This is a genomic window from Herbaspirillum sp. SJZ099, assembly GCF_007828355.1.
Lineage (GTDB): Bacteria > Pseudomonadota > Gammaproteobacteria > Burkholderiales > Burkholderiaceae_D > Herbaspirillum.
The window spans coordinates 137,727-152,704 of record NZ_VIUO01000002.1 but is presented as its reverse complement, the minus strand read 5'-3'; the positions used below and the strand labels follow the sequence as shown (position 1 = coordinate 152,704).

13 protein-coding genes are annotated in these 14,978 nt (G+C 66.2%); 6 read left to right on the top strand and 7 right to left on the bottom strand.

Annotated features, from left to right (window positions below; genetic code table 11):
* Positions 1-181 precede the first annotated feature (181 nt).
* Positions 182-805, bottom strand: a complete 624-nt coding sequence (locus FB597_RS05715; RefSeq protein ID WP_141914046.1) for a glutathione S-transferase family protein — start codon at positions 803-805, stop codon at positions 182-184.
* Positions 806-1,000: 195 nt separating this feature from the next.
* Between FB597_RS05715 and FB597_RS05710 the strand changes: the two genes are divergently transcribed.
* Positions 1,001-1,900 carry a DMT family transporter gene (locus FB597_RS05710; RefSeq protein ID WP_144768594.1) on the top strand — a complete coding sequence of 300 codons (900 nt, stop codon included), beginning with the start codon at positions 1,001-1,003 and terminating at the stop codon, positions 1,898-1,900.
* Between the two features lie 76 nt (positions 1,901-1,976).
* Here FB597_RS05710 and FB597_RS05705 read toward each other — a convergent pair whose 3' ends face one another.
* The 3 genes from FB597_RS05705 to FB597_RS05695 form a co-directional block, all read right to left on the bottom strand.
* Positions 1,977-2,897: an ornithine cyclodeaminase family protein gene (locus tag FB597_RS05705; RefSeq protein ID WP_141914047.1), complete on the bottom strand. Its 921-nt coding sequence runs from the start codon at positions 2,895-2,897 to the stop codon at positions 1,977-1,979.
* A 63-nt stretch (positions 2,898-2,960) separates the two neighbouring features.
* Entirely contained in the window at positions 2,961-3,899 is a 939-nt protein-coding gene (locus tag FB597_RS05700; RefSeq protein ID WP_144768592.1) for a LysR family transcriptional regulator, read from the bottom strand.
* A gap of 267 nt (positions 3,900-4,166) precedes the next feature.
* A complete protein-coding gene (locus tag FB597_RS05695; protein WP_144768590.1) occupies positions 4,167-4,391 on the bottom strand; it encodes a hypothetical protein in 225 nt (74 codons plus the stop codon).
* 303 nt (positions 4,392-4,694) lie between these two features.
* Here FB597_RS05695 and FB597_RS05690 point away from each other — a divergent pair, with 303 nt between their 5' ends.
* Entirely contained in the window at positions 4,695-6,026 is a 1,332-nt protein-coding gene (locus FB597_RS05690; RefSeq protein ID WP_144768588.1) for an MFS transporter, read from the top strand.
* Between the two features lie 132 nt (positions 6,027-6,158).
* Positions 6,159-7,568, top strand: a complete 1,410-nt coding sequence (locus FB597_RS05685) for an MFS transporter (RefSeq protein ID WP_144768586.1) — start codon at positions 6,159-6,161, stop codon at positions 7,566-7,568.
* A gap of 9 nt (positions 7,569-7,577) precedes the next feature.
* On the opposite strand, the gene FB597_RS05680 is transcribed toward FB597_RS05685, so the two are convergent.
* Positions 7,578-10,106 carry a DEAD/DEAH box helicase gene (locus tag FB597_RS05680; RefSeq protein ID WP_144768584.1) on the bottom strand — a complete coding sequence of 843 codons (2,529 nt, stop codon included), beginning with the start codon at positions 10,104-10,106 and terminating at the stop codon, positions 7,578-7,580.
* Between the two features lie 47 nt (positions 10,107-10,153).
* Complete coding sequence (locus tag FB597_RS05675; RefSeq protein WP_141914052.1) at positions 10,154-10,342, bottom strand: metallothio multi-domain protein; 189 nt, start codon at positions 10,340-10,342, stop codon at positions 10,154-10,156.
* A 220-nt stretch (positions 10,343-10,562) separates the two neighbouring features.
* Here FB597_RS05675 and FB597_RS05670 point away from each other — a divergent pair, with 220 nt between their 5' ends.
* Positions 10,563-11,534, top strand: a complete 972-nt coding sequence (locus FB597_RS05670; RefSeq protein ID WP_141914053.1) for a sulfonate ABC transporter substrate-binding protein — start codon at positions 10,563-10,565, stop codon at positions 11,532-11,534.
* Positions 11,535-11,546: 12 nt separating this feature from the next.
* Positions 11,547-12,845 (top strand): LLM class flavin-dependent oxidoreductase, encoded by a 1,299-nt coding sequence (locus tag FB597_RS05665; RefSeq protein WP_144768582.1) that lies wholly within the window; start codon positions 11,547-11,549, stop codon positions 12,843-12,845.
* 137 nt (positions 12,846-12,982) lie between these two features.
* Here FB597_RS05665 and FB597_RS05660 read toward each other — a convergent pair whose 3' ends face one another.
* On the bottom strand, positions 12,983-14,269 hold the full coding sequence (locus FB597_RS05660) for an FAD-binding oxidoreductase (RefSeq protein WP_144768580.1): 1,287 nt from the start codon (positions 14,267-14,269) through the stop codon (positions 12,983-12,985).
* A 236-nt stretch (positions 14,270-14,505) separates the two neighbouring features.
* Between FB597_RS05660 and FB597_RS05655 the strand changes: the two genes are divergently transcribed.
* Complete coding sequence (locus FB597_RS05655; protein ID WP_141914056.1) at positions 14,506-14,961, top strand: SRPBCC family protein; 456 nt, start codon at positions 14,506-14,508, stop codon at positions 14,959-14,961.
* The last annotated feature ends 17 nt before the right edge of the window (positions 14,962-14,978 follow it).

Below are 14,978 nucleotides of genomic sequence, written 5' to 3'. Positions count from 1 at the left end.
AAAACAGCAGCGTAATCAGCGGCACGCTCGACAGCAGCAGGCATCCCAGGAAGGCGGCGAGGAACAGCAGTTTTTTCTTTCGGTTCATGGACGGTTTGGCAAGAAGAAAAGGCGCGATAAAAAATGCGCGAGACCGAAGTGTACCTTCCCCGCCGCATGCAAACCCATCAGGGCCGCACACTCAGGCCAGGCCGTTGCGTCCAAACGCGCGAAAGCCCGGCCGCTGCGTCAGCAATTCATAGTAGGCCGCCACCGCCGGCAAGTCCGGATGCGCCAGCGGCGTGCCGAACCAGCGGTTGACCGACAGGCCGACCGGGATGTCTGCCAGCGAAAAGGCGGCGCCGGCGACATAGGCGCCGGTCCGTTGCAATTGCCGCTCCAGCACGCGCATGAAGCCGCCCCAGTTTTCGATGGCGGCGGCCAGCTGCTGCGTGTCGCCATGCTCCGGCGACTTGCGCACCAGCGCCATGAAGGCGTAGCTCCATGCACGGTTGAGGTCGCTGGCCTGCCAGTCGATCCACTGGTCGATGCGGGCCCGCTCGCGGGGCGCTGCCGGATAGAGCGCGCCGCCGCCGTATTGCCCGGCCAGGTAACGCAGGATGGAATTCGATTCCCACAGCACGAAGCCGTCGTCGTCGATCACCGGCACCATGGCGTTCGGGTTCATGTCGAGGAACGCCGGTTCCCGGGTCGAGCGAAAACCGATGCCCCAATCCTCGCGCTGGCATACGATGTCCAGCTCGGCACAGGCCCACAGCACCTTGCGCACGTTGATGGAATTGTCCCTGCCGTAGATCTTGAGCACATCCGTCTCCCTTTGCGTTGAGCATACGGAGATTAGCAGTTGCCCGGACCAGGCGACATGTACAGTTGAACAACAGCCGCACGCGACACTGTTACGGACGCGCAAGGTGGCCCGGTGGAAATCCGTGCAACTGTACCTATGCCGCAGGCGACGAGGCGCATTACACTCGGTGCTCCATCGCATCCGGTCGCCTCCATGTCTTCATCGAATATTGCCAGGCTGCTCCTGCTCGCCGCCATCTGGGGCACCAGCTTCATGCTCATGCGCATCGCCGCGCCGGTATTGGGCCCCATGCTCACCACGTTCGGCCGTACCTCGCTGGCCACGCTGGCGCTGCTGGCTTTCGCGCGCTCGCGCGGCGTGCCGCTGCAATGGCGGCGCAACTGGCTGCCGTACCTGGTCATCGGCATCGCCAATACGGCATTGCCGTTCAGCCTGTTCGCCTGGTCGGCGCTGTACATCCCGTCTTCCTACATGGCCACCATGAATTCGCTGGCGCCGGTATTCACCGCGCTGTTCGGCTTCCTGTTGCTGGGCGAACGGCTGACCGCGATACGTATGGCGTCTTTCGTGCTGGGCCTGTTCGGGGTTGGGGTGCTGGTGGGCATCGGTCCGATGCGGGTGGACGCGATGGTGATCCTGGCCGTGCTCGCCGGCATGGGCGCGGCGCTCAGTTATGGCTTCGCCGCCACCTTCACGCGCATGCGCGGCGGCGGCATCTCGCCCATCGCGATCGCCGCCGGCAGCCAGTTCGCCGCCTCGCTATGCCTGTTGCCCCTGGCCCTGCCCGGCCTGCCGCATGCGCTGCAGGCCGGCACGCTGGCATCGCTGCTGGCGGTGCTGGTGCTGGGCGTGGTCTGTACCGGCCTGGCCTACGCCCTGTTCTTCCAGTTGATCTCGACCGAAGGCGCCACCCGCGCGATCACGGTCACCTTCCTGATCCCGGTGTTCGCCTCGCTGTGGGCCTGGCTGCTGCTGGACGAGCCGGTCACCGTCGGCACCGTGGCCGGCATCGCCATCGTGCTGCTGGCCACGGCCACCGCGCTGCGCGCCAAGCCGGCGCCGCCGCGCGTGCCGGGCAAGACATCGGCCTGAGGCCAATCCGCGCCGCCCGAAGAAAAACGCCGCAGGCCCGAAGGCCATGCGGCGTTTTTTCATACAGCAGCGGCGCTTACCAGCCGTACTTGGCGCACGCCTTGCGGTAAGCCAGGCCGGCCAGCGCCACGTCTTCCAGGCCGATGCCGATGGCCTTGTAGATCACGATGTCATCGGCGCGGCGCTGGTAAGGCATGCTGCCGTCCACCGCCTGCGCCAGTTCCATCACATTGTTCCAGTCGAAGGTGCCGGGCGCGCATTGCAGCAGGTCGCCGGCTTCCTGTTGCGCCTGCGGCTTCCATTCGACGAACAGCGCGGCGGCGCGCGCGATGGCGGTGTCGTCCAGCTCGCGCACATTGGCCTTGGAAGCGCCGACTGCCGCCACGAAGACGCCCGGGCGCAGCAGCTTGCCGTCGAACAGCGGCGTGGCCGAACGGGTCACAGTCACCAGCACGTCGGCGGCAGCGGCCGCTTCATCGACCTCGACCACGCGCGCCGGCACGCCCAGCGTGCGGGTGATCTCCTCGGCCAGTTCCTGCTGGCCGCTGATACCGGCCACCAGCACTTCCTTGAACTTGCGCACCTGCAGCAAGGCCGGCACGTGCGAACGCGCCTGCACGCCGGTGCCGATCACCGACAGCACCTGCGCATCGGGACGCGCCAGCGCGTCGCAAGCCACCGCGGTGGCGGCGGCGGTGCGCAGGCCGGTCATGGTGTCGGCCTCGATGGTGGCCAGCGGCGCGCCGGTCTCGCTGGAGAACAGCACGATCACGAACTTGAACTGCCCCTTGATGGTGGTATAGACCTTGGCGCCCGCGATGCCCGCGCCGGGAATCACCGCGCCCATCATCGACAGCATCACGCCGTTGGAAGCGCTGGTGCGCACGCGCCCCTGGTGGGCGCCTTCACCGGCTGCCGCGAACGCTTCGCGCATGGCGCCAATGGCGTCTTCGGTGGTGAGCAGCTCGCTGATCTGCTGGTTGCTGAGCAATTTCATGGGGACTCCTTCAATCGGGTAAAAATGTTGAAACGGTTCGAATACAGGCCGGGCATGCGGGCATCATCCGCCCGCATGCTCGGCCTTCAGGTAATTCCAGATGCGGTCGATTTCCGGATTGGCGCCGTCCAGGCGGCGATAGACGCGGATATCCATTTCATCGCACCACAGCCCCTGCTCCAGGGCTTCGCTGTCGTTGGGGGCAATTGCCAGCGCCAGCTTGCCTTCGGCCACTTCGCGCGCGACCGCGCTGGCCGGCAGCCAGGCGATGCCGTGGCCTTCCACCGCCATGTTCTTCAGGCCTTCGGCCAGGTCGGTCTCGAACCGGCGGAACAGGTGCACGCGGCGCGGGCTGGTATGCAGCGCCTTCTCGACGATGCGCGAGAGCGACGAATATGGCGAATAACTGAGGAACGGCAAGGGATCGTTGGGCGTGCCCGGCAGCACGTATTTGGGCTTGCCGTTGGGCAGCGTCTTCACATAGGGGCGCAGCGGCTCCTTGCCCAGCGACAGCACGTCGTAGCGCTCGGTGTCGAGGGCGATGCCCTGCTGGCGGTGGTCGTAGCAGATCAGCAAGTCGCAGTTGCGTTCGACCAAGGCCATCACGGCATCGTGCACGTTGCCGGCCATGACCGTGGTGGCGATGGCGCCGACTTTCTTTTCGATCTCGGACAGCAGCTTGGGAAACACCGTCAGCAGCAGCGTGTGCGGCATGGCAAATCGAACCGCCGTTTGCGCGCCGGCCAGCTGGCCGCGCAAGACCAGCCGCACCTGCATCGACTGGTTCAGCATTTCCCTGGCGATGGGCACGAAGGATTCGCCGGCCGGGGTCAGCGTGCAAGGGTAGGAAGAACGGTCGAACAGCTCGGCCCCCAGCCAGGTTTCGAGCGAGCGGATGCGGCGGCCGAAAGCCGGCTGCGTGACATTGCGCAGCTTGGCCGAGCGGCTGAAATTCAGCGTCTCCACCACCGAGAGGAAGTCCTCAACCCATTTGATTTCCATTGTTTCCGTTCCATCTGGCGCAGATGACGCGCCGCCCGACGATTGCCCGGCAGCCACTATACAAATGCAGGCCGCCGGTGTCCCATGCCATTTTGGCATAAGGCGCGCCGGATGCGGGATTGGCATGAAAAAGCAAGTCCAGGAAGGCGATTTCCCGGACATCCATGGCGCTGCCGCCGCTACCCGCGCACCGGGTCCCAAAAAGCGAAAGCCCGATGCGAAATCATCCGCATCGGGCTGTTCTTGCCAGTTGTTCAAGAAAGCGGCTCAGGCGCAGCAATTGCCGCCGATATGCTCATCGGGCATCCTGCGCGAAGCGTCGCGACGGCGCCGCAGGCGTTGCGAGACCCGGTATACCACCCGCTGGGTCAACATCATGCCAAGCGTTCCCATGCTGAACTCGGCGGCGATCAGCAGGCCGACCAGGGCGGCGAACTGCATGTAGATCCGCGGATAGACGGACAAGCCGCGTGAGAACAGTTGGTGCAACATGTTGGTTTCCTCTTTTCTTGTTTTACCTGATTCGACCAGAAGACATCTCATCGACAGGAGCGGGATGAGCCTTCAGTGTAGGGATTTTCCGCACGGAGAAAAACGTGGAAAACAAGAATGGAGTGTTCTGCAAAGCGGAATAATCGCCGGCAGCTATCGCCGGGATAGAAATAAGGCTATCGGCACAATGGCCGCCGCCGGAGGATGCAGTTGATGGCATGAAAAATGCTCCCGACAAGGCGACGCAAGCCCGGCCTGCGGCCGGGCGCGTTCCGCCGCCATCGTCCATTCCAGGGAGAGCCCATGTCCGTAGTCGAAACCGCGTCGCCGCTGCCCGCCTCCGCGGCGCTGAATGAACACGATGCCACCTTCCGCCGGGTGGTCTGGCGCATCGTCCCCTGCGTCACGCTGATCTGGTTCCTGGCCTGGATCGACCGCGTCAACGTCGGCTTTGCCAAGTTGACCATGATGAACGACCTGCAATGGTCGGATGCGGTCTACGGCGCCGGCGCCGGCATCTTCTTCATCGGCTACTTCCTGTTCGAGGTGCCGAGCAACATGCTGCTGCAAAAGATCGGCGCGCGCAAAACCATCATGCGCATCACCATCGGCTGGGGCGTGATATGCGTGGCGATGGCCTGGGTGCAGACGCCCGGCCAGTTCTACCTGTTGCGCTTCCTGATGGGCGCCTTCGAAGCCGGCCTGCAACCGGGCGTGATCCTCTACCTCACCTACTGGCTGCCGACGCACCGGCGCGGCAAGGCGCTGGGCCTGTTCGTCTCGGCCTCGGCGATCTCGCTGGTGGTGGGCAGCCCGCTGGCGGCCTACATCATGGAAATGAGCCAGGGCACGTTCGGCATGCAAGGCTGGCAATGGCTGTTCATCGTCGAAGGGATCCCTTCGGTGATCATCGGCATCGTCGCCTTCTTCATCCTGACCGACCTGCCGTCCAAGGCCAAGTGGCTGTCCGCGCGCGAAAAGGAGCATATCGCCGCCGAGCTGGCCGACGAAGACCGCAAGCTGGGCCCGCGCGAGCACAGCTTTTTCGCCTCGCTCAGGGACGGCAAGATCTGGGTGCTGATCGCCGTGTTCTTCTGCATCATCGCCGGCAACGCGACGCTGGTGTATTACGGGCCCAGCCTGGTCAAGGAGGTCGGCTTCACCGACATCAAGACGCTGGGCTGGATCATGGGCGGCATCTATGCCTGCGGCTGGGGCGGAATGGTGCTCAACGGCTGGCTGTCCGACCGCCGCCAGGAAGCGCGCCTGCACACGGCGGCGGCCGCCGCCATCGGCGCGGCCGGTTTGCTGCTGGCGGCCTATTTCGTCGGCGAGAAGAATGCGGCCGGCCTGATCCTTTCACTGGCGCTGTCATCGGCCGGCACCATGGGCGCGATACCGATCTTCTGGCAATTGCCGGGGCAATACCTGTCGGGCAGCGCCATCGCCATCGGGCTGGCGGTGATCAATTCGGTGGCCAACCTCTCCGGCTACTTCTCGCCGCAACTGCTGGGCTACCTGAAGACCACCACCGGCCGCTACACCCAGGGCCTGGCCGGCATCGCGCTGGTCGAGTTGCTGGCGACGCTGCTGATCGTCGTCTTTATTGGTTCGCGCCGCGCCGACAGCGCCTGACACTGCCTGAAGAGCTCGGCCATACCGTCGCACATTTCCATCCCGGAAACGTCCCTCCTTGCGCGGCTTGGGGAACCGCGCGCGAATGCCGCCGGTCTGGTCTGGACAAGGTCAGCAAAACAGGAGGCAAGCATGACTGCGGCCAGCGACATCCCCTCCCGCCTCGACCGCCTGCCATGGTCGCGCTGGCATTGGCGCGTGGTGATCGCGTTGGGCGTGGCGTGGATACTGGATGGGCTTGAAGTCACGCTGGTCGGTTCCCTCGGCAGCGTGCTGGAGCGTCCCGACACGCTGGCGCTGGACGCCATCCAGGTCGGCTGGGCCGGTTCGCTCTACATCGGCGGCGCGGTGGCGGGCGCGCTGCTGTTCGGGCGCCTGACCGACAAGCTGGGCCGCAAGCGGCTCTTCATGATCACGCTGGCGGTCTACATGCTGGCCACGCTGGCGACGGCCTTCTCGTCCGGCTTCCTGTTCCTGGCGCTATGCCGCTTCGCCACCGGCCTGGGTATCGGCGGCGAGTACGCGGCGATCAATTCGGCCATTGACGAGCTGGTTCCGGCGCGCGTGCGCGGACGCGTGAACCTCATCATCAACGCCAGCTTCTGGATCGGCGCGGCGCTGGGCGCTGGCCTGTCGCTGGTCATCCTCGACGCGCGCATGCTGGGGCCGGTCAATGGCTGGCGCGCATGCTTCCTGCTGGGCGCGGTGCTGGCCGCCGCCATCATCCTGGTGCGCCGCCATGTGCCGGAAAGCCCGCGCTGGCTGCTGATGCATGGCCGGCGCGAACAGGCCGAACGCATCGTGGCAGGGATCGAAGCCGAGGTCGCCGCCGAGCATGGCGCGCTGCCCGTTCCCGAGCTTCCCCGGCATGGACGCCGGGCCGGCAGCGGCATGCTCAACCTGGGCGAGATCGCGCATGTGCTGCTGCGCCATTACCGCGCGCGCAGCCTGATGGTGGCGCTGATGATGGTGGCCCAGGCCTTCATCTACAACGCCATCTTCTTCACCTATTCATTGGTGCTCACGCGCTTCTACCAGGTGCCGGACAACCGCGTGGCGCTCTACATCTTCCCGTTCGCGCTGGGCAACGTGCTAGGGCCGCTCCTGCTGGGCCACCTGTTCGACAGCCTGGGCCGGCGCCGCATGATCGCCGCCACTTACCTGCTGTCGGGCATCGGCCTGGCCGCCACCGCCTGGGCCTTCGATGCCGGGCTGCTCGATGCGCTGACATTGGCGCTGTGCTGGAGCGCGGTGTTCTTCGTGGCCTCGGCGGCCGCCAGTGCGGCCTACCTCACCGCCAGCGAAGTGTTCCCATTGCAGATGCGGGCGATGGCGATCTCCATTTTCTACGCGATCGGCACCGGCACCGGCGGCTTCATCGCGCCGGCGCTGTTCGGCTGGCTGATCGCCGGCGGCGACCGGCATGCGGTGGCGGGGGGATACGCGCTGGGTGCGGCGCTGGCGATCGCGGCGGGATTATGCGCGCTGAAGTTTGCGGTGGATGCGGAGCGGAAAGGACTGGAGGAAGTGGCGGAGTTGTAGCGCCTGTGTTCAGGACACGCCGTCCCATACATCGGCCGTCAATGAGCGCGCGGGAATCTCCGCCACTTTCTCCCGTATGCCCATTCCCAGCGGCGCCAGCAAGGCCTGCAACTCCTCCTCGCCGAACTTGACCGCCTGCGCATCGTCGCGTCCCAGCACGCCTTCGGCCAGCGCCGACTTGCGCGCCTGCAGTTCCAGCAGCCGTTCCTCGATGCTGCCTTCGACCACCAGCTTGTAGACGAACACTTGCTGCGTCTGCCCCAGGCGGTGCGCGCGGGCGATGGCCTGCTCTTCCACCGCCGGGTTCCACCAGGGGTCGACCAGCACCACCGTGTCGGCCGCGGTCAGGTTCAGGCCGACGCCGCCGGCCTTGAGGCTGATCAGGAACAGCGGCGCCTGGCGCGCCTGGAATTGCGCGATCACGGCGCCGCGCGCGGCAGGTTCGGTGTCGCCGGTCAGCGAGAGCCAGGGCAGGCCGAGTTCGCGCAGCTCGGCTTCGATCAGCGCCAGCATCGCCGTGAATTGCGAGAACACCAGGATGCGCCGCCCTTCCGCCACCAGCGCCGGCAACATGTCGCGCAGCAGTTCTATCTTGGCGCGCTCGATGCCCCTGGGCATGCGACCGTCCTTGAGCAGGTACGGATCGCAGCAGACCTGGCGCAACTTCAGCAGCGCATCCATCACCGTGACCTGCGAACCGGTCAGGCCGCGCCGCTGCAATGCCCGCCTGACCTGCTTGTCGGCGGCGATGCGCACGCTTTCATACAGCTCGCGCTGGCGCCCTTGCAGTTGCAGGCGTTCGATGATTTCGGTGCGCGGCGGCAGTTCCTGCAGCACATCCTCCTTGCGCCGGCGCAGGATGAAGGGGCGCACGCGCTGCGCCAGCAGGCGCGCGCGCACGGTCTGGCCCTGCTCTTCGATGGGCTTGCGCCACAGGCGCGAGAAGCTGCGCGCGTCGCCGAGGAAGCCCGGCATCAGGAAATGGAATTGCGTCCACAACTCGCCCAGATGGTTTTCCAGCGGCGTGCCGGTCATGCAGATGCGGTGGCGCGCGTACAGCTTGCGCGCGGCGGTGGCGCTGCGCGAGGCGGCGTTCTTCACCGTTTGCGCTTCATCCAGCACCAGCAGGTGGAAACGCAATCGGGCCAGTTCGCCCAAGTCGCGCCATAACAAGGGATAGGTGGTCAGCACCAGGTCGGCCGCGCCGTTGCCGATGGCCTCGATATGCCGCGCGCGCCCTTCGCCATGCAGCGCCAGTACGCGCAAGGCCGGCGCGATGCGCTGCGCCTCTTGCTGCCAGTTGAACAGCAGCGAGGTCGGCACCACCACCAGCGCCGGCAGGTCGAGCCGGCCTGCCTGCTGTTCGATGAGCATGTGCGCCAGCACCTGCGCGGTCTTGCCCAGCCCCATGTCGTCGGCCAGGATGCCGGCCAGCCCTTGCTCGCGCAAATATTGCAGCCAGGCCACGCCTTGCAGCTGGTAGCCGCGCAGCGCGATGCCCAATCCCTGCGGCGCGTCAATGCTGCCAAGTCTTGGAACCGCGCCGGCCTCGCGCAAACGCCGCGCCAGTTGCAGCACGCCGGCTTCGCCGCTCATGTGCCAGGGCGTGCCGCCGTCCAGATCCAGCAGCGCGGCATGGATGGCATCCAGCCGGTGCGCGTCCCACGGCGTCAGTTTCAGCGGTCCGTCTTTGCGCTTGAGGTCGCCCAGCAAGTCGAGCAGCGCCAGCACCACGGCTTTCAGCGGCCCGGCCATGGCGTCGATGCGGCGCCCGCCCGGGGCGCGCAGCGAGATCACCGCGTGGTCGTCCATCTTCTCGACCTGCTGCGCATCGGCCCAGCGCGGGTCGCGCCGCAACAGGTCGGCCACCATCGGGCCGACGTCCATGGTCTCGCCGTCGACCTCGATGCCGATCGACAGCAGCCAGCGCCCGGACGGATCGAGGCCGTCGAACACCTCGCTCGAAAACGCACGCGGCTGCAGGGGCGCGGCCACTTCCTTGCCCAGCACTTCGCCGGTCTCGCTGCTGACGATGAAACGCCAGGCGGTGACCGGCACGCTCTCATGCGCGAAGCCGGGCCTGACCACCAGTTGCCAGCCGAGCTGCTGCAGGCGCGGCGCCTGGTCGGCCCAGAAGTCGCCGAATGCGGCTTCCTGCACCAGCGTCCACAACGGGCCGGCATCGTGCAGGGGATTGTGCGCGCGCCATTGCAAGGCGTCTTCGCGCAGCGGCAGGAAACCTAGTTCGCGGATCAGTTCGAGGGCGGCCGTTTCGGCCGCCACGTCGCGCACCACATGCGCCGGCGTGTAGCCGGCGCCGCCTTCGTCTTCGAAGCGCACCGGGGCCGGCATGCTCCAGCGGCTGGCGCCTTCGCCGTACACCCAGTCGATCTGCGCCACCGTCACCATGCCGCCGCGCGGGCCGAACAGGCCGTGCGCGCGCATGCCAAGCACGCCGTCGCCGCGCGTGAGCGTTTGCAGCGTCAGGCGCGGTTGGAAACGGACTGGAGAAGGGGAAGTGGCGGAGTGGGGGCGCATGCGGCCTCGTCAGCAAAACGAGCGCCCATTTTAACGGCTGACGACGTTTACTTCCCGGCGGCTGCCGGCGGCGTGATGCAGAAGTCGAACATGGCGAAAGGCGTCCGGCCCTCGCCGGTAGCCCATACCCAGACCGCCCAGCACAACAGGCCGCACACCAGCAGCAGGGCCAGCACGATGTGCCATCCTGAAGCCTTGCGCACGAATGCTTCCACGCGGTCGAACAATGCGGTCATGGGAAAAAGAAGGGATGCGATGAAGAAGCGTCATTTTAAAAACACCCAGGCCTTCCGGCAATGGGACAAATTGCCGCAGTGGCATAAAAGCAATGGGCCTGAAAGGTATTGCCGGGCTGGCTACAAATAATTTCGCATTTGCAACTGCGGAATTCTTCCTTCCCGCGCGCCCCGCCGTTGCCTACCCTGTTGCCTTTTGGATGACAAAAGGGGATCGGGCATGAACGGCGGACAACACAATCTCAAGCGGCGCCTGCTGCTGCAAGGCCTGGCGGCCAGTGCGCTGGCCGGCGGCGCGCCGCTGGTGCGGGCGGCGCAGGACAAGGTCTTGCGCATCGGTTACCAGAAGTTCAACACGCTCAATATCCTCAAGGGCACCGGCCAGCTGGAGCAGGCGCTGCAGCCGCGCGGCTGGTCGGTGAAATGGTTCGAGTTCGCGGCCGGCCCGCAACTGACCGAAGCGCTCAATGCCAGCGCCATCGATTTCGGCCATGCCGCCGATACGCCATCGGTGTTCGCCAACGCTTCGGGCGTGAACGCGGTCTACCTCGGCGCCGAGCAACCGTATCCCAAGGGCATCGCCATCTTCGTGGCCCAGGATTCGCCGATCCGCACGGTGAAGGACCTCAAGGGCAAGAAGGTCGCCACCGGGCGCGGCTGGAACGTGCAGTTCCTGCTGCTCAAGGCATTGGAAGAGGTGGGCCTGAGCTACAACGATATCGAACCGGTCTACGTCACCAACGCCGCCGACGTGCGCGCGGCCTTCCAGTCCGGCAACGTCGACGCCGCCACGCTGTGGGATCCCTTCCTCGCCGGCCAGGAGATCACGACCCGTCCGCGCATCCTGCGCGACGGCAGCGGACTGTCCAACAACCGCACCTTCCACCTGGCCGTGCCGAAGTTCGTCGACCAGAACAAGGACATCGTGCGCACGCTGTTCGCCGAACTGAAGAAGGCCAACGCCTGGACCCAGGCGCATCCGCAGGAAACCGCCGACCTGCTGGCGCCGCAACTGGGCGTCGATCCCAAGGTGCTGAAGCTGGCCACCGAGCGCCGCAACTACACCACGGTGGCGGTCGATGCCGGCATCGTCGCCGAACAGCAGCAGATCGCCGACGCCTTCCTCAAGCTCGGCCTGCTGAAAAGCGCGGTGCGGGTGCAGGACAATGTCTACCCCGAAGTGCTGGTCTAAAGAGTGTCTCTAATGCACCTGGCCGCCTTCCTGATCGCCGGCAATGCCGCCCACAGCCAGGCGCTGTGGCGGCATCCACAAAGCAACCCCGGCGGCTTCCTGCAGCTGGACTATTACCGCCACATCGCGCAGACGCTGGAGCGCGCCAATTTCGACCTGCTGTTCTTCGCCGACCGGCTGGCGGTGTCGACGCGCTACGGCGAAAGCCACCGCCACGGTATCGCCACCGGCGACCAGGACGCCACGCGGCTGGATCCGTTGCCCATCCTCGGCGCGCTGGCGGCGGTCACCGAACGCATCGGCCTGGGCGCCACGCGCTCCACCACCTATTCGCAGCCCTACAGCCTGGCGCGCGAATTCGCCACGCTGGATCACCTTTCCGGCGGACGCGCCGCCTGGAACGTGGTGACCTCGGTCAACCAGGGCGAGGCCGACAACTTCGGCCTGAAGGAAACGCTGCCGCATGACGTGCGCTACGACCGCGCCGACGAATTCCTCGACGTCGCCCACAAGCTGTGGCACAGCTGGCAACCCGACGCCTTGCAGTTGGGCGCCGACGGCCGCTATGCCGACGCCGGCAAGGTCGAGGCCATCGACCACGCCGGTACGCATTTCAATGTGCGCGGCCCGCTCAACATCCCGGCCTCGCCGCAACGCAGCCCGGTGATCATCCAGGCCGGTTCCTCCGATCGCGGCCAGGACTTCGCCGCGCGCTGGGCCGAAGTGGTGTTCAACATCCAGCCCGACCTGGCGCGCATGCAACGCTTCTACGACGACCTCAAGGGCCGCGCCGGCAAGTTCGGCCGCCGCCCGCAAGACATCAGGATCCTGTCCGCCGTCATGCCCTTCGTCGGCCAGTCGCGCGCGCATGCAGAGCAGTTGCGTGAAGAGGCCAACGCCCTGGCCGACCCGCTGGTCGGGCTGTCGACCTTGTCCAGCCACATGAACGTGGACTTCTCCGCCTATGCGCTGGAGGCGCCCATCGGCGATGTGCAGGTGGGCGGCATCCAGGGCCTGTTCAAACTGCTCAGGGAAATCTCGGCCGAGCGCCAGCTCACGCTGGCCGATGCCGGCCGCCTCTACGCGCAAGGGGTGCTGACGCCGCAAGTGGCCGGCACCGCGGCCGATATCGCCGACTGGCTGGAGCATATCGTCAAGCAGGGCGGCGCCGACGGCTTCGTCATCTCGCCCTCGCACCTGCCTTACGGCTTCGATGACTTCGCGGCCAAGGTGGTGCCGGAATTGCAGCGGCGGGGATTGTTCCGCAAGGAATATCGCGGCAGGCATTTGCGCGACCATCTGGCGCAATGAAGATCAGGGCCGGGACAGATGCGAATCCGTGACTATCTGTACGGATCCGCCCACACGTCCAACCTCGGCGCGTATGGCGTGCGCACGACCGTCAAGGCCGCGCAAGACATTTCATTCTGAAGTATCGGAACCATCTCTCAGAACCGCTGTGGACTGAACGGCGCCAGGTCGATCTCCGGTTCCTGTCCCGCCAGCAATTGCGCCACGATGCGCCCGGTGCGCGCCGAACATCCCAGGCCGATATGGCCATGGCCGTAGGCATGGACGATATCGCGGCTGGCGCTGGCATAGCCGATGCAGGGCATGCCGTCGGGCGTGCTGGGGCGGCGGCCCAGCCAGAATTTCACATCCGCTGCCGGCAGCTCGCGCGGCAATCCCGGGAACAGTTTCAACGCGATGTCGCGCATGATCTCGCCGCGCCGCCAATCGGGCGCGGCCTCGAACGAGGCGAACTCGACCTGGCCGGCAATGCGCAAGCCGCCGTCCATCTGGGTGGCGATGACCTTGAATTCGGACACCATCATCGGCGTGCGCGCAGTGGCTTGCTGCGCATGACCGGCGATGCTGGCGTGGTAGCCGCGTTCGCTCTCCAGCTGCACGCGGTCGCCGGCCGCGGCGGCCAGCTGCCCGGAACGCGCGCCGGCTGAAATCACGGCGGCGTCGCAGGCAAGTTCGCCATCCCCGGTCAGCACCGCCTTCAGGCGTCCCTCTTCGATGCGGAAACCGGTGGCGCGCCCCCGTACCCGGCGCGCGCCCCGTGCGCGCGCATAGGCCTCCAGCGCCTGCATGTAGGCGCCGGGGTTCCTGCAATGGCCGGCCTCATCCACATGCACGGCAAACCCGAACGCCGGATCGAGATCCGGCTCGCGCCGGCGCAGCGCCTCGCCTTCCAGTTCGGTCCACCGGATGCCAAGCTCATGGCGCACGCTCCAACCGAAGGCATCGGCCTCAAAGTGCCGGCGCGAGCGGTAGACATGCAGCACGCCCGAGGTATCGATCAGATGGCCGACGCCGGCGCGTTGCGCCACTTCCTGGTGCAGCAGCCGCGCATCGACCGCCAGCGAACGCAAGGCGCGGGCCGTGGCGCGGATGCGCTCGCGCCGCGCGCTGGCCAGATTGCGCAGCAGCCACGGCATCAGCCGCGGCAGATAACGCCAGCGGATCGACAGCGGCCCCAGCGGATCGGCCAGGTAGCCCGGCACCTTTTTCCACATCCCCGGCTCCACCGGCGGAATCACCGAGTGCGACGACAGCCAGCCGGCATTGCCGTAGCTCGATGCCTCTTCGCTGCCGGCCTCGTTGAAGTCCAGCAAGGTCACCTGCAGCCCCTGGTCGAGCGCATGGATGGCGCTCATCAGGCCGATGGCGCCGGCGCCGATGATGACGGCGTGGCGGGGGAAAGGGAATTCGTCGGAAGCAGGCATGGGCAGCAAAAGGTTCGCGCGGGAAAAGGGAAATGATAAGGGGAATGATATGTGAAGTCGGCGGCGCATGCGGCATGGATGTGCTTGCGGCGTAGCGGCGCGTTTGCGCCGGCCACGCACAGGCATACTATATGGTCTGGCGACGAACCGAGGGCCACGATCCGTCCCGCGGCGTCAGCCCTACAGTAAGCGCACACACGGATCGCTTGCCATTTTCTTTAAGGAGGAAACACCCCATGAGCACTCCCAACACCGTCCGCCTGCACCGCGTCCTGCGCGCCAAGCCCGAGCGCGTCTATCGCGCCTTCCTTGATCCCGATGCGATGGTGAAATGGCTGCCGCCGCATGGCTTTACCGCCAAGGTGCATCACATGGATGCGCGCGTGGGCGGCTCGCACAAGATGTCGTTCACCAATTTCAGCACCGGCAGTTCGCACTCCTTCGGCGGCACCTATGTCGAGCTGGTGCCCGGTGAACGCATCGTCTACACCGACAAGTTCGACGATCCCAACCTGCCCGGCGAAATGAAGGTGACGGTAACGATCCGGCCGGTGCTGACCGGCAGCGAGCTCATCGTCGTGCAGGAAGGCATCCCGCCGGCGATCCCGCTGGAGTTCTGTTATGCCGGATGGCAGGAATCGCTGCAGTTGCTGGCGCAACTGACGGATCCGGAGATTCCCGACGGCGCCTGACGCCGGCCGATGCCTGG

What these genes read in the sequence shown, in the direction of transcription:
- FB597_RS05710 (WP_144768594.1), top strand. Translation starts at nt 1,001, where the DNA reads ATGTCTTCATCGAATATTGCCAGGCTGCTCCTGCTCGCCGCCATCTGG.
- FB597_RS05705 (WP_141914047.1), bottom strand. Translation starts at nt 2,897, where the DNA reads ATGAAATTGCTCAGCAACCAGCAGATCAGCGAGCTGCTCACCACCGAA.
- FB597_RS05700 (WP_144768592.1), bottom strand. Translation starts at nt 3,899, where the DNA reads ATGGAAATCAAATGGGTTGAGGACTTCCTCTCGGTGGTGGAGACGCTG.
- FB597_RS05695 (WP_144768590.1), bottom strand. Translation starts at nt 4,391, where the DNA reads ATGTTGCACCAACTGTTCTCACGCGGCTTGTCCGTCTATCCGCGGATC.
- FB597_RS05690 (WP_144768588.1), top strand. Translation starts at nt 4,695, where the DNA reads ATGTCCGTAGTCGAAACCGCGTCGCCGCTGCCCGCCTCCGCGGCGCTG.
- FB597_RS05685 (WP_144768586.1), top strand. Translation starts at nt 6,159, where the DNA reads ATGACTGCGGCCAGCGACATCCCCTCCCGCCTCGACCGCCTGCCATGG.
- FB597_RS05680 (WP_144768584.1), bottom strand. Translation starts at nt 10,106, where the DNA reads ATGCGCCCCCACTCCGCCACTTCCCCTTCTCCAGTCCGTTTCCAACCG.
- FB597_RS05675 (WP_141914052.1), bottom strand. Translation starts at nt 10,342, where the DNA reads ATGACCGCATTGTTCGACCGCGTGGAAGCATTCGTGCGCAAGGCTTCA.
- FB597_RS05670 (WP_141914053.1), top strand. Translation starts at nt 10,563, where the DNA reads ATGAACGGCGGACAACACAATCTCAAGCGGCGCCTGCTGCTGCAAGGC.
- FB597_RS05665 (WP_144768582.1), top strand. Translation starts at nt 11,547, where the DNA reads ATGCACCTGGCCGCCTTCCTGATCGCCGGCAATGCCGCCCACAGCCAG.
- FB597_RS05660 (WP_144768580.1), bottom strand. Translation starts at nt 14,269, where the DNA reads ATGCCTGCTTCCGACGAATTCCCTTTCCCCCGCCACGCCGTCATCATC.
- FB597_RS05655 (WP_141914056.1), top strand. Translation starts at nt 14,506, where the DNA reads ATGAGCACTCCCAACACCGTCCGCCTGCACCGCGTCCTGCGCGCCAAG.